Below are 14424 nucleotides of genomic sequence, written 5' to 3' on the forward strand. Positions count from 1 at the left end.
CGCGGGCGCAGTCAACTGCTTGCCTCCTCGACTGTGTCCCCCTTGGCTTCGTCGGTAGTACGTGTGATGGGGCCCGGCTGCGGAGATCCGAACACCGGCGGCACCGGTCCGGGCGCCGCCTGCGGCGCCTCGGCCGTCGGGGACTGCGGCGATCGGGGCGCCGCCTGGGGCGCCTCAGCCGTCGCCTCGGAGAACCAGGCACGCCGCTCCGGCCCCTCGGCCGTCGGGTCCGGCGACCAGAACGCCCGCTCCCGCGACTCGGCCGGCCGCTCGGGCTCGACCATCCGCTCCCGCGGTTCAGGGTCTCGCTGCTCCGGCACCGCGGCCGTCGGCGACTGCTGAGTTCCGTATGCCGGCCGCGCCGACCCGGGCTGCTGTGACGCCTCGGCCGTCGGCTCGAACGACCAGGTGCCCCGCTCCCGCGACTCGGCCACCCATCCAGGCGCCTCCACCGTCCGCTCCCGCGGCTCGGCGGCCCTCTGCTCCGGCAACCCGGCCGTCGGCGGCTGAGGCGACTCCCTGACCGGCGTCGGCGCCTGGGCGCTCTCCCCGGCGAGTTCGGCCTCGACGTCGCGCCGGCCCGCCTGCGACCCCTGGTGGAAGCCGCCGAGCTTGCGGCGCAGCGCTTCGGCGTCCACGGAACCGCCGCGCGGCTTCGGCACGGAGGCGGCAGGTGCCACCTTGGGCGTCCGCTTGGGCAGCCCCTTGTCCGTGACGCGGTCCCAGGCGGGCGGCTGGAGCGGGGATCGCGGCTCCTCCGCGGGCGCCGCCGCCTGCGGCAGCTCCGCCGGCGACCGGCGGCCGGCCGCGGGCTCCTCGCCTTCGTCGGAGGTCCGGTCATGGATCTCACGGTCGTCGGCGGCACGCCGTGCTTCGGCGGCGGCCCGTCCGTACTCGTCCTCGGCGGCGGCCCGTCCGTACGCCGCCTCGGCGGCGGTCCGTCCGGTTGCCTCGCCGTCGGCGGTCGGTTCGAAGACGTCGTCTCCGCCGCCCTGCTCGGCCGTTTCCCCGGCCTCGCGCAGGGACTGCTCCGCCGCGGCGATGAGCGGATCCCGCCCGGTGCGCCCCGGCAGTACGTTCGAGTTGGCCTCGGCCTCCGAGCCGGGCAGCGCCAGGGACGGCGCACCCCCGACCACGGGGGCTGCCGTGGGCGCCGAGATCCCGGGTGCGGCGGCGAGCAGGGGCCCCGGCAGCACGGCGACGGCCGTGATGCCCCCGTGCTTCTGCTCGCGCAGCTGCACCCGCAGCCCGTGCCGCGCGGCCAGCCGCGCCACCACGTACAGGCCGAGACCGAGCCCCTCGTCGTCGTGCTCGTGCACGTCGTCCGGGTCGAACGCGGCCAGCCGGGTATTGACCTCCTGCAGCCGCTCGTCGGTCATGCCGATGCCCTCGTCCTGGACGGAGAGCATCACCTCGCCGTTCTCCAGGAGCCAGCCCGAGACCTCGACGGAGGCGTCGGGCGGCGAGAACGACGTGGCGTTCTCCAGCAGTTCGGCGATGAGGTGGCTGAGATCGTCCGCGGCGAAACCGGCCACATGGGCGTGCGGCGGAAGCGAGGAGATACGGACCCGCTCGTACCGCTCGATCTCGCTGACCGCGGCGCGTACGACGTCGACGAGCGGCACAGGCCCGGGGTTGTTGTGGCCGTGCTCGGCGCCCGCGAGGACCAGCAGGTTCTCGCTGTGGCGGCGCATGACGGTCGCCAGGTGGTCGAGCTTGAACAGGGTGGCGAGCCGCTCGGGGTCCTGCTCGCGCTCCTCGAGCCGCTCGATGATCGCCAGCTGCCGTTCGACGAGGCCGAGCGTGCGCAGCGAGAGGTTCACGAAGGTGGAGTTGATGCTGTGCCGCATCCCCTCCAGGCCGGCCTTGGCGTCGGCGAGCTGGGCGCGCAGCGCCTCACGCTCGTCCGCCATGCTCTGCCGCTGGCCGACGAGGTGCTTGCGGTCGGCTTCGAACGTGGCGAGGCGCTCCTGGAGGCCGACGGCGTGGGCATGCAGCGCGTTGACGGAACGTACGACCTGGGCGAACTCGTCGTTGCGGCCGGTGAACCGGACCGGCTCCTCCGCCACCGGGTCGGCGGCGACACGGGCCGAGCCGATGCGCAGAACGGCGAGCGGGCGGGTGAGCGAGCGGGCCATGGCCATGGAGACGCCGACCGCGGCCAGCAGGCAGACGCCGACCAGCGCGATGCGGATCTCCAGCGCGGTCACGTCGTCGTCGCGCAGCTGGGCCAGGTCCTTGGTGCGCCGGTCGTTGAGGGACGCCTCGACACCGCGCATGAGGTCGACCCGGGCGGAGAGGGCCGCATCGACCTTCTTGCTGCTGTAGTGGAGCTCCGCGGCGGACAGCTTCGGCTGGTCGGTGAGGCGGGCGAGGTACTTCTCCGCGGTGGTGACGTCCGGGCCGGTGACCGTGGAGTCGTACGACGCGCGGCCGGCGGCCGGGGCGGATTCCTGGAAGTCGGCGAGGGCGGCCTGCTCCCGTACGCGGGCCTGCTGGGCGGCGGCGCTGAGCTCGCCCCGCGCCTTGACGTCGGCGGCCGACTCGGTGGTGACGGTGGTGGGCAGCCCGGTGACCGGGTCGATCGTGGTGGTGGTCGTGGTGGTCCGGGGCACGGCGTAGGCGGCGAGCAGGAGCCCGCGGGCGGCCGCCGCCTGCTCGACGGCGCTGTCGAGATCCACCAGGGCACGCGATCCGGAGCCCGCGCGGGGCGGCAGCTGATCCGCCAGCTCCCTGGCGAGGGCGTGCAGTTCGGAGATGACCTCGGAGTACGCGGCATGCGCTTCGAGAGCAGTGCTCTTGCCGGTGAGCGCTGTTCTCCGGACGGCCGCGATGTCCTTGATGTCGCGGAGCAGCGCGGCGGGGGCGTCGGTACGCAGTTCGTCGGCCTGCCGGTCGACGCGGGCGCTGCGCTGCCCGGAGAGCCCCTTGCCCTCAGGGCGGCCCGCGGCGATATAGGAGGTGACGTCGTCGCGTTCGTCGGCCAGGGAGTGGGCCAGGGTGAGAGCCTGCTGCGTCTGCTCGGCGAGCGTCACCAGCTGCTGGGAGTCGTTCAGCTGCCCGGAGGCCGCGACGATGGCCGGCGCGCCCGCTCCGGCGATCGCGGCGGCGACGACGGCGACGGCGACGATGAGGCGGTTGCGCACGCGCGCGGGGCGGCGCCGGTCCACGGCTGCCAGGGCCGCCGTTCCAGGGGCACCCGACGCTCCCGTGGGGCCGGTACCTCCGCCGGACATGGCATTTACGGCGCCGAGGTCACCCGCGGCGCTCGGTGCCCCCGCGCCAGTCGGGACACCGGTGCCGTACTGCGCACCCGCGCCCGGAGCGCTCTTTGCCGCGTCGGGAGCGGTCGGCGTGATCCGCTGGCCGGGCACGGAGGCGCCGGGCGCACCCCCGCCGACCGTGTCGAACGCCGTCTGCCCGCCCTTGCGTCGCCGAGGCCGCATCTTCTGCACCGGTGCTCGCATTCCTGACTCGTCCAACCCCTGGGCCCGGGTGACGGTCCGTCAACGCGAGCGCCTCCTCATACGGCTCCAGACCATTCCAGCGCCGATGAGCAGCGACCGCCCATCGCCTTGCCCGCCACCCGAAGGAGTGAACATCGACGGGGAGTTGGTGGGCAAGTTCCCGGAGCCACGCTCACAGCCCGTGCACACGGCCATGGGTGGACGTCTCCACTGACCTTTGGCAAGATGCCCCGCCGCAGCCAGGCGGGGTGGATCATTCCGACCGAAATCCGGCGTCTGACCTGCTGGTTCGCCATATGATCCGAGCGTTCACCAAGAGTTGCGGATCGCGTGAAGACCTCGTGCAGACTGACTGAATGCGTATCGAGCTCGCAACAGCCCCGGGTACCCCTGCCCGGCCCAATGAGGACTATGCATCGGTGGCGGTTCCGGCCTCAGGACAGGGTGGTTCGCTCGTCCTGCTCGACGGAGTGACGCCACCGCCGGACGAGACGGGCTGTCGGCATTCCGTTCCGTGGTTCACGGCGCGACTGGGCGGAGCGCTGGGCGAACTGTCCGTTTCGCGAAGAGATTTGACACTGCAGGAGATCCTTTCGGAGGCAATCCGGCGCACCGCCGAAGCTCACCGCGAAACCTGTGACCTTTCTCACCCGCGGACACCGCAGGCGACCGCCGTGCTGGCGCGCTGGGACGACGAGCGGTTCGAGTATCTGGTGCTGTCCGACTCCGCCCTGCTCATCGAGGGCCAGGACGGCACGGTCCGCGCCGTCCTGGACGACCGCCTGTCGCGCCTGCCGCGCTCCTCGCTCGCCTCGGACGCGGTCGCCGACGCGACGGTGCGCAACAAGGAGGGCGGCTTCTTCACCGCGGCGGCCGATCCCTCCGTATCCGCGCGTGCGGTCACCGGATCGGTGCCGCGGTTGGGCGTACGAGCGGTGGCCGCGCTCACGGACGGGGCCACACGCTGGGTGGAGAAGTTCGGGGAGGGCGACTGGCACGACTGCCTCACCTTCCTCCGCAAGGAGGGCCCCCAGGCGCTCATCGACCGTGTCCGGGCCCTGGAGAGCGCGGACACCGAGCGGCGGTTCCTGGGCCGCAGCAAGAGACACGACGACGCGGCGGTGGTGTACGCCGAACCGTGAGACGCCGGCAACGTGCCGGGCCTAGGAGACCGATGAAGATCTTGCTCCGACCACCCGGCTCGCCCCGGATTGCCAGTAAATGTCAATCGTCATGAACCGATGCAAGCCGGGCGCGATTCCAAGATCTTCAGGACACTCCTAGCCCTCGGCTCCCGCGTTCAGCTGATGGAGGAGGCGGGCCAGTTCCGCCACCTCCATGCGGTCCCAGTCGGCGAGCTGGCGGACATAGCGGGCACGGCGGGCGTCCCGCACGGTGCGGAAGCGGTCGCGCCCCTCGTCGGTGAGGTGCACGAGCCAGGCGCGCCCGTCGGCGGGGTCGGGCTCGCGTGCGACCAGCCCGAGTTCCTCGAGCGCGCGCAGCTGCCGGCTCATCGTCGCCTTGCCGACGCCGATGTACGCGGCGAGTTCGGTGGCCCGCTGCTGCCCGCGCTCATCCAGTCGTACGAGGAGTCCGTACGCCGCGGGTTCGAGGTCGGGGTGGACCTCGCGGGCCATCTCGCCTGAGGTGGCCCGTGCGCGGCGCAGAAAGACGGTCAGTTCGCGTTCCAGCGAAAGGAATTCACGGTCCGCACCGTGTTCCGGCGCTTCGGACGCGCTCCCGCGCTCCGCCCCGGTTCCGGCTTCTCTGCCGGCTTCGTTCCCGTCCTCGTGCACGTCAGCACCCATGCCCCGGTTTCCCGACTCTGAAAGTTTCCCTCGATGCGCAGCCGTTGCCGCAGCTCGACCAGTATTTCGCAGGAGTAGACCAACGGCGGCCGCCGGGCCCTCTTCCCACGCCGGGATCTACGTGCGTAGAGTCTCCGCCGAGCACCACTTCTCTGGCATGTGCACGCCATTGAGGGCGGCGAAGAAGCCCCACCGACATGGCGGCGAACCGGCACAGCGGCACCTTCCCCCACCTTTGGGCTCCACCGAGCTCACCGAGGCCTTCGGAGGCACGTATGCCCGTGCACAGATCCACGCCCTCCCCCGCACCCCGCCGGACGTGGGCGACATCCCCCTCGACATCCCCATCGGCATCCCCCTCTGCCCGCGGCCCGCGCCTCGCACGCCGCTCGGGCCGCTCCGCGGCCGGGATTCTCCTCGCGGCACTCTCGCTCCTGCTCGCGCTGCCGTTCGCGGCGCAGGCGGCCGGCACCGCGGACGTACCGGCCCGCGGCTCGGCCTACATGGGCATGGGCGTCGTCGAGCACGACGGCCAGGGCGGGCTGCCCGCGGACGGCAACGCCACGCAGACGGAGGGCGTGGACGTCAGCAGCTACCAGGGCAACGTCGCCTGGTCGACGCTGTGGAGCAGCGGCGTGAAGTGGGCCTACGTCAAGGCCACCGAGGGCACGTACTACAAGAACGCCTACTTCACACAGCAGTACAACGGTTCGTACAACATCGGGATGATCCGCGGGTCGTACCACTTCGCGACCCCCGACACGACGACCGGGGCCACCCAGGCCAACTACTTCGTGGACAACGGCGGCGGCTGGTCCAAGGACGGCAAGACGCTGCCGGGCGTGCTGGACATCGAGTGGAACCCGTACGGAGCGGACTGCTACGGCAAGACGCAGAGCGGCATGGTCAGCTGGATCAAGAGCTTCCTGGACCAGTACAAGGCGCGTACGGGGCGGGACGCGGTGATCTACACCTCGACGAGCTGGTGGACGCTGTGCACGGGCAACTACAGCGGTTTCGCGTCGACCAACCCGCTGTGGATCGCTCGCTACAACACGACGGTCGGTGAACTCCCCGCCGGGTGGAGCTACTACACCATGTGGCAGTACACGTCGACCGGCCCCACGGTCGGCGACCACGACAAGTTCAACGGGGCCCTGGACCGGGTGCAGGCACTGGCCAACGGCTGATCAGCACGTACGCGCGGGCCCGGGACCCACAGGGGTCCCGGGCCTTTGCCTTCCGGTCGCGTCCGTCACTCCGCGACCGAAACCTTCGTCGCCCGGCCTTGGCGGGCTGCCTGGTCACGCGGCGAGCGGCACCTGCGCCGGCGCGCCGTTCGTCGCCGGTGACAGCGCCAGCTCCAGCACCTGGCGGACGTCCGTGACCGCGTGGACGTCGAGCTTGTCCAGGACCTCGGCCGGGACGTCGTCCAGGTCGGGTTCGTTCCGCTTCGGGATGACCACCGTCGTGATCCCGGCCCGGTGGGCGGCCAGCAGCTTCTGCTTGACGCCGCCGATGGGCAGGACCCGCCCGGTCAGCGAGACCTCACCGGTCATCGCCACATCCGTACGGACCTGGCGGCCGCTCAGCAGCGACGCGAGGGCCGTCGTCATGGTGACGCCCGCGCTCGGGCCGTCCTTCGGCACCGCGCCCGCCGGGAAGTGGATGTGCACGCCCCGCTCCTTCAGGTCGCCGACCGGCAGCTCCAGTTCGGCGCCGTGCGAGCGGAGGAAGGAGAGAGCGATCTGTGCGGACTCCTTCATGACGTCCCCGAGCTGGCCGGTGAGGGTCAGTCCGGCCGCGCCGGTCTCCGGGTCGGCGAGCGACGCCTCGACGTACAGCACGTCGCCGCCCGCGCCGGTGACGGCGAGCCCGGTGGCCACGCCGGGGACCGACGTGCGCCGCTCGGCGGGGTCCTGCGCGGACTCGGGCACGTGGTGCGGCCGCCCGATGAGCCCGCGGAGGTCGCCGTCCGTGACCGTGAACGGCAGCGCGCGCTCGCCCAGTTCGTGCTGGGACGCGACCTTGCGCAGCAGGCGCGCGATGGAGCGCTCGAGGGTGCGTACGCCTGCCTCGCGCGTGTACTCGCCGGCGAGCTTGCGCAGCGCGCCCTCGTCGATCGTGACCTCGTCCTTGTCGAGCCCGGCCCGCTCCAGCTGACGCGGCAGCAGGTGGTCGCGGGCGATGACGACCTTCTCGTCCTCGGTGTAGCCGTCGAGCCGGACGAGCTCCATACGGTCGAGCAGCGCCTCCGGGATGGCTTCCAGAACGTTGGCGGTGGCGAGGAAGACGACGTCGCTCAGGTCGAGCTCCACCTCCAGGTAGTGGTCCCGGAAGGTGTGGTTCTGCGCGGGGTCGAGGACCTCGAGCAGTGCGGCCGCGGGGTCGCCGCGGAAGTCGGAGCCGACCTTGTCGATCTCGTCGAGGAGGACGACGGGGTTCATGGACCCGGCCTCCTTGATGGCGCGGACGATACGGCCGGGCAGGGCGCCCACGTACGTACGCCGGTGGCCGCGGATCTCCGCCTCGTCGCGTACGCCGCCGAGCGCGACGCGCACGAACTTCCGCCCCATGGCGTGCGCGACCGACTCGCCGAGGCTGGTCTTGCCGACACCGGGCGGGCCGACGAGCGCGAGAACGGCACCCCCGCGCCGCCCGCCGACCACGCCCAGGCCCCGGTCGGCGCGCCGCTTTCGCACCGCCAGGTATTCGGTGATCCGCTCCTTCACGTCTTCGAGGCCCGCGTGTTCGGCGTCGAGCACGGCCTTGGCGCCCTGGATGTCGTACTGGTCTTCGGTCCGCTCGTGCCAGGGGAGCTCGAGGACGGTGTCGAGCCAGGTGCGGATCCAGGAGCCCTCGGGCGACTGGTCGCTCGACCGCTCGAGCTTGTCGACCTCCTTGAGCGCGGCCTCGCGGACCTTCTCGGGCAGGTCGGCGGCCTCCACACGCGCGCGGTAGTCGTCGGGCTCGTCGTCCCCATCCTCGCCGTTTAGCTCGCGCAACTCCTTGCGCACGGCTTCGAGCTGGCGCCGCAGCAGGAACTCGCGCTGCTGCTTGTCCACGCCCTCCTGGACGTCCTTGGCGATGGACTCGGCCACGTCCTGCTCGGCGAGGTGTTCGCGCAGCTGCTCTGTGGCGAGCTTCAGACGCGCGACCGGGTCGGTGGTCTCCAGGAGCTCCACCTTCTGGGTGGTCGTCAGGAACGGTGAGTAGCCGGAGTTGTCCGCGAGTGCCGACACGTCGTCGATCTGGGCCACGCGGTCCACGACCTGCCAGGCGCCGCGCTTCTTCAGCCAGCTCGTGGCGAGTGCCTTGTACTCCTTCACCAGCTCGGCGACCGCGCCCGGCAGCGGCTCCGGCACGGTCTCGTCGACCTGCAGGCCCTCGACCCACAGCGCCGCACCCGGCCCGGTCGTCCCGGCGCCGATCTGCACGCGCTCTCGGCCGCGGATCAGCGCGCCCGGATCACCGCCGGAGAGCCGCCCGACCTGCTCCACGGTGCCGAGCACACCGGTCGCGGCGTACGTCCCGTCGATGCGTGGAACAAGGAGCACCTTCGGCTTGCTGTCGCCAGTGGACCGCGCGGCGGCCTGAGCGGCCTCCACCGCGGCTCGTACGTCGGCATCGGTGAGGTCCAGCGGAACCACCATCCCGGGCAGCACGACCTCGTCGTCGAGCGGCAACACGGGCAGGGTGAGCGGTGTGGACGTCGATCCCATGATCTCCCCTTCGGCAGTCAAGTTGAGTTATGCACGCTCAATGCACATGAGTCGCTGGATGTTCCCGGGGCGTTGTTCGCTCTGAGCGATCAAGCAGGCGGCCCAGGTCAGCCGGGTGCGGAATGGGCCGGGAGCACTTCGTGGAGGAGGAGCGATGGACATGGTCCGGGCCTGGGTCGACGGTTGGGTCGTCTCGCGGGGAGCGTCTGAGCCGGTGGAGCGGCCCTGGGGCTACACCGTCGACGTCGGGCTGCGCCATCAGGTCACGCGGCACGTCCTGCCGGCAGCCGACGAGCCCACCGTCCGCAAGCTCACCGAGGACGTGGGCGCCCCCGGCGTATGGCTGAAGCTGTTCGAGGCACCGGAGACGGTCGCGCCCTGGCTCGCCCCGGGCTGGACGCTCGACGACCCGGCCTTCCTCATGACGGCCCCGCTGCACCGGGCCGCCGCACCGGCCCCGGACGGCTACGGGCTGCGGACCTGGACCCGCGACGGCGTCACCCGGGTCCTCGTCGTGACCGACGACGGCGGATTCGCGGCCCGCGGCCAGATCGCCCCGACCGGCCCGACGGCGGTCGCCGACCGGATCGAGACCGACCCGGCCCACCGCCGCCGGGGGCTCGGCAGCCTGGTGATGCGCACGCTCACGACCATCGCGGTGGAGCAGGGCGCCACGACGGGGGTGCTGAGCGCGACGGTGGCGGGGCGGGCGCTGTACGAGTCGCTGGGGTGGCGGGTGCATGCGCCGCTGACCGGGGTCTACTTCAGCCCCGCCGGCTGAGGTCGGCAGCGGCCGCCTTCGCCGAGCCACGCCCCGCGCCCGCCTGCCGAAAAGGGCAGGACGCACGGGGCGGGCCAATGCCACGATGCTCGATCGTGGAGGGCTACGAGGAGGGCTGCGGGGAGCGCTGCGAGGAACGTTACGAGGCGAGTCCCGAGGTGCTGGCCGTCATCGCCGCCCGGCACGGGACCACCGCTGAACAGGTCCGGCCCGTCCTCTCGGGGGCTGCCAACCGCGTCTTCTTCCTCGGGGACGACTTGGTGCTGCGGATTCCGCGGACGGTGCGGTTTCTCCCCGACCTGGTCAAGGAGGCCGCGGTCATCCCCGCCGCGCGACGCGCCGGGGTGCGCACTCCCGATGTCGTCACGTTCGATGACACGTTCTCCGTGGTGGACGTGCCGTACATGGTGCTCGCTCGGGCGCCCGGAGTGGACCTCGCGGAACTCGAACTGCCCACAGCCCAGACGGAGCGCGTCTTTCGCCAGGTGGGCCGGGAGCTGGCCAAGCTCCACCGGCTGTCCCGCACCACGACACCGGATCTCTCTGCCGTTCCTGCGGACGACGACACCGGCGACCCGCGGACACTCGTGGCCCGCCTCCTCGGCGAAGGCTGGATCGACGTCCGGACGTCTCGCTGGCTCACCGACTGGTTCGACCGGCTCTCCGCTCATCTTCCCCCTGCCCCCGCCCGGGTCCTGGTGCACGGGGACATCTCCCCGCAGAATCTGCTCGCCTCGTCGGCGGCGGGAGACCTCACCTCCATCGTGGACTGGGGTGATGCCCAGTGGGCGGATCCGGCGACCGAGTTCGCCAAGACTCCCTTGACCGGCGTCCCGGCGATGCTCGCCGGATACCGCCAGGAGGCCGGCGAGGGAGCGTCGGCGGATGCGCGGTCCTGGGAGGCACGCGTGCTCTGGTACCACCTCGCCTGGGCCCTCGGCCGCCTGTGGGATCCCGTACCGAAACCCGGCGCACGCCACTGGACCGCCCCACCGGCCAGTCGGCTGCTGGGCCTCCTTCACTTCTTCGCCTCGGCTCCGCCCCGTCCCTGGGCCGATCTGACCTGAGTGCCTTGCCGGGACCGGAAGCCCCGGGCGGTAATTCCCATGACAGCCGGGGCTCGTCACCGCCACGATGCCCGCATGGACCGCCAGACGATCAGCGCTCTCGCCCACGGAGACCACCCGATAGCGGCGCCCCTGAGCGACGCCTCCGTCGCACGGCTACTGGAACGGGCGCTCCCGCGCGCGGGCGGACGTCTGCTCGACCTCGGATGCGGCTCCGGCGAGTGGCTGCTGCGGGCCCTGTCCGGGCGGCCGGGGCTGCGGGCCGACGGGGTCGACCTCGCGCCCGCGGCCCTCGACCGCGCCCGGGCGGCGGCCGAGCGGGACGGCTTCGGCGACCGGCTCACCTTCCACCACCGGGACGCGACGGAGTTCACCGCCACCGACCCCTACGACCTGGTGCTCAGTGTCGGCGCCGCCCACGCCTTCGGCGGACTGCCGCCCACCCTCCGGGCCGCCCGCAGGCACCTCGCCCCGGGCGGAAGCGTCCTCGTCGGGGACGGCTTCTGGGAGCGTGAGCCGGACCGGGCGACGCTCGACGCGGGCTTCGCGCCCGACGAGTTCACCGACCTCGCGACGACCGTCGACCGGATCACGGCCGACGGCTGGCTCCCGGTGTACGGGCACGTCAGTACCGCCGAGGAGTGGGACGACTACGAGTGGTCCTGGACCGGCACCCTCACCCGCTGGGGCCTGGACCACCCCGACGACCCCGGCCACGCCGAAGCCCTGCAGACCGCAACCGCCCACCGCGAGGAATGGTTGCGCGGCTACCGCGGCACTCTGGGCTTCGTGACGCTCGTACTGCGCCGGGCCGACGGCACGTGAGGGCCCTGACGGCGGCTCAGTCAGCGGCCGTCCACCACGTACGGACCGCGGGTCGCGCCCGCCACGCGGACGCGGTGGCCCGAATCGCTGCCGCCATCGGCAGGGACATGACCGCCTCCATCGCGGCCCACGTCGAGCAGCTCGCCTCCCTCGTACGCGAGCACGCGCGCGTGACGCTCAATTTCCACCCGGACCGGCTGCTCGCGGACGGCCGCACGGTGGCCGAGTCCCTCTGTTCGGACGGGCGGTACCGCAGCCAGTACGAGACGGGTCTGTCCAACGGCAGCCGCACCGCGTATCCCGGCGGGGACCGGGACGGCTGGGAGGAGCGGCTGTTCGGCGGGGCGTACCACGCGCCGGGTGTCAGCGCGGGCGAGCGGCCGAGGTACGGCGGGCTCAATGTGATGAAGCATCGCGACGGTGCGTGCCCGCGCTACGGCTCCTGCCATGTGCGGCTGCGGCCCGCTGTGCACGACCGGGCCACCTACTGCTTCGGCGACAGCCATGTCGGCCCGGACGACATCGGCACCGTCGACGCCTTCGCAGCGGTACTCGCCGGGCTGTGCGAGACGGCACGGGGCACCGGCCGGATCCTCGGTGTCACGGGCGCCGATCCGGTGGCGGTCCTGCGCGAACTGCCGGAGTCCGTCGGCCCCGTACGGAACGGGCGGGCGCTGGACGAGTACATCGAGGTGCAGGTCCACGGTCCCGTCGATCTGCGCCTCGATGCGGAAGCCCTGGTCCTGGACCCGTCCTTCCGGGGTTCGCCGACCGGGGCGCTGCTGCTGTACACCGCCGCGCGTCACGGGCTCGCGGTCGAGTGGCACGAGGGGTTCCGCCTGCGGGCGGAGGAGCTGGACGACGAGTTCCGCGGACCGGTCATGCGGCCGCTCGCGGTCCGCGTCTGCGCGGAGTTCGCCGGTGCGGACGGGCTGCTGGACGCGCAGGTCCTGGGACGCGCCGCCGCCTCCGTCGTCACCGAGCCGCAGGAGTGGGCGGAATGGGGCACACAGGACGAAGTGCTGCAGTACGTCAAGCAGTTGTGGCACTGCCTGGTGTGGTTCGGTGAGCCGGCTCCGCCCGCCGCGCCGGTGGCCCGCTCGTCCGCTTCCTGACCAACCGGCTCCGCCGTGACGGCACGAAGGTCTCCGGAGGCGCAAACAAGTGGCCCTGCGGGGACGGGCGGACCAGGATGGGAACCATGTCCATCCCGTACAACACCCCAGTCCCGGAAGGCCCCGTCGTCCTGGACCGACGGGACGGCCCTCACGGTGAAGTGGCCCTCCGCCGCCACGGCGATCTGCTGCAGATCATCGCCAACGGCTGTTTCCTCATGGACACATCGGACGGCCGCTCCGAGCGGCGCCTGGTGGACGCTGCCCTGGACGCGCTGGACGGCCGCAGCTCGCCCAGCGTCCTCATCGGCGGGCTGGGGGTCGGCTTCTCGCTCGCGCATGCGGCCCGGAACCCGCGCTGGCGGCGCATCGTGGTCGTCGAGCGTGAGGACGCGGTCATCGACTGGCACCGCACGGGCCCGCTGTCGGAGTTCTCCGCCGGTGCGCTCGCCGATCCGCGTACGGAGGTCGTGGCCGCCGACCTCGTCGCATACGTACACGGTCCGGAAGAGACATTCGACGCACTGTGCCTGGACATCGACAACGGCCCCGGCTGGACGGTGACCGAGGACAACGAGGGCCTCTATTCACCTGCCGGGCTCGCGGCATGCCGCGAGCGGCTCACCCCGGGCGGTGTCCTCGCCGTCTGGTCCGCCCAGCCATCGCCTCGTTTTGAACAAACCTTGCAGAATGCCGGATTCCAAGGGGTCCGTACCGAAGAGATGGCAGTTGCCCGGGGCGTTCCGGACGTAGTCCATCTTGCAACCAGGCCTGAATAGCCGTGGCGCGGTCGCTGCCCGTACGCTGCTGCTCGGCGCGCAGATCATTCAAGCGTCAAGCGCAGTTAATGGGATCACCCCACGGATTCCGGAAAGCACAGTCAGGGGCGGGGCGATGGAGCAGACGACACACACCTCCCACAACGGCACCGCGGCGGCCACTCCGGGCGCCCAGCGCCGGGTGCTGGTGGTCGAGGACGACCCGACGATCGTCGACGCCATCTCCGCGCGGCTGCGAGCCGAGGGATTCCTCGTGCAAACAGCGGGCGACGGACCGGCCGCCGTCGACACGGCCGAGGCATGGCAACCCGATCTGCTGATCCTCGATGTCATGCTGCCCGGCTTCGACGGGCTCGAGGTGTGCCGCCGGGTGCAGGCGCAGCGGCCCGTGCCGGTACTGATGCTGACCGCGCGTGACGACGAGACCGACATGCTCGTCGGGCTCGGCGTCGGCGCGGACGACTACATGACCAAGCCGTTCTCGATGCGCGAGCTGGCCGCCCGGGTGCACGTCCTGCTGCGCCGCGTGGAGCGTGCCGCGCTCGCGGCGACGACCCCGCGCAGCGGCATACTGCGCCTCGGCGAGCTGGAGATCGACCACGCCCAGCGCCGGGTGCGGGTACGCAGCGAGGACGTCCATCTGACGCCCACCGAGTTCGACCTCCTGGTGTGCCTCGCGAACACACCGCGCGCCGTGCTCTCCCGCGAGCAGCTGCTGGCCGAGGTCTGGGACTGGGCGGACGCCTCCGGCACCCGGACCGTCGACAGCCACATCAAGGCGCTGCGCCGCAAGATCGGCGCCGAGCGGATCCGCACGGTGCACGGCGTCGGGTACGCACTGGAGACGCCCACGCCATGAG

General features: G+C 72.0%; 11 protein-coding genes. 8 read left to right on the plus strand and 3 right to left on the minus strand.

Annotation, left to right across the window (positions count from 1 at the left end; all coding sequences use genetic code 11):
* Nucleotides 1–11: 11 nt before the first annotated feature.
* Nucleotides 12–3236 (minus strand): nitrate- and nitrite sensing domain-containing protein, encoded by a 3225-nt coding sequence (locus ACWD4J_RS04535; protein ID WP_451394015.1) that lies wholly within the window; start codon nt 3234–3236, stop codon nt 12–14.
* Nucleotides 3237–3823: 587 nt separating this feature from the next.
* Between ACWD4J_RS04535 and ACWD4J_RS04540 the strand changes: the two genes are divergently transcribed.
* Nucleotides 3824–4609: a protein phosphatase 2C domain-containing protein gene (locus tag ACWD4J_RS04540; protein ID WP_451393805.1), complete on the plus strand. Its 786-nt coding sequence runs from the start codon at nt 3824–3826 to the stop codon at nt 4607–4609.
* A gap of 138 nt (nt 4610–4747) precedes the next feature.
* Here ACWD4J_RS04540 and ACWD4J_RS04545 read toward each other — a convergent pair whose 3' ends face one another.
* On the minus strand, nt 4748–5275 hold the full coding sequence (locus tag ACWD4J_RS04545; protein ID WP_451393806.1) for a MarR family winged helix-turn-helix transcriptional regulator: 528 nt from the start codon (nt 5273–5275) through the stop codon (nt 4748–4750).
* Between the two features lie 275 nt (nt 5276–5550).
* On the opposite strand from ACWD4J_RS04545, the gene ACWD4J_RS04550 reads away from it, so the two are divergent.
* Nucleotides 5551–6465: a lysozyme gene (locus ACWD4J_RS04550; RefSeq protein WP_451393807.1), complete on the plus strand. Its 915-nt coding sequence runs from the start codon at nt 5551–5553 to the stop codon at nt 6463–6465.
* A gap of 114 nt (nt 6466–6579) precedes the next feature.
* Here ACWD4J_RS04550 and lon read toward each other — a convergent pair whose 3' ends face one another.
* Nucleotides 6580–8997: an endopeptidase La gene (lon, locus tag ACWD4J_RS04555; RefSeq protein ID WP_451393808.1), complete on the minus strand. Its 2418-nt coding sequence runs from the start codon at nt 8995–8997 to the stop codon at nt 6580–6582.
* Nucleotides 8998–9151: 154 nt separating this feature from the next.
* Here lon and ACWD4J_RS04560 point away from each other — a divergent pair, with 154 nt between their 5' ends.
* From ACWD4J_RS04560 to ACWD4J_RS04585, 6 genes are all read left to right on the plus strand, one after another.
* On the plus strand, nt 9152–9778 hold the full coding sequence (locus ACWD4J_RS04560) for a GNAT family N-acetyltransferase (protein WP_451393809.1): 627 nt from the start codon (nt 9152–9154) through the stop codon (nt 9776–9778).
* Nucleotides 9779–9873: 95 nt separating this feature from the next.
* On the plus strand, nt 9874–10845 hold the full coding sequence (locus ACWD4J_RS04565) for a phosphotransferase family protein (RefSeq protein WP_451393810.1): 972 nt from the start codon (nt 9874–9876) through the stop codon (nt 10843–10845).
* A gap of 75 nt (nt 10846–10920) precedes the next feature.
* The gene (locus tag ACWD4J_RS04570) at nt 10921–11670 is read left to right on the plus strand and encodes an SAM-dependent methyltransferase (protein ID WP_451393811.1); all 750 of its coding nucleotides are present in this window, start codon (nt 10921–10923) and stop codon (nt 11668–11670) included.
* A 74-nt stretch (nt 11671–11744) separates the two neighbouring features.
* Nucleotides 11745–12785, plus strand: coding sequence for a DUF3626 domain-containing protein (locus tag ACWD4J_RS04575; RefSeq protein WP_451393812.1), 1041 nt, complete (start codon nt 11745–11747; stop codon nt 12783–12785).
* An 86-nt stretch (nt 12786–12871) separates the two neighbouring features.
* Nucleotides 12872–13564, plus strand: coding sequence for a spermidine synthase (locus ACWD4J_RS04580; RefSeq protein WP_451393813.1), 693 nt, complete (start codon nt 12872–12874; stop codon nt 13562–13564).
* A 115-nt stretch (nt 13565–13679) separates the two neighbouring features.
* Entirely contained in the window at nt 13680–14423 is a 744-nt protein-coding gene (locus ACWD4J_RS04585) for a response regulator transcription factor (protein ID WP_067277655.1), read from the plus strand.
* The last annotated feature ends 1 nt before the right edge of the window (nt 14424 follow it).

It is taken from the genome of Streptomyces sp. NPDC002577 (genome assembly GCF_053594815.1).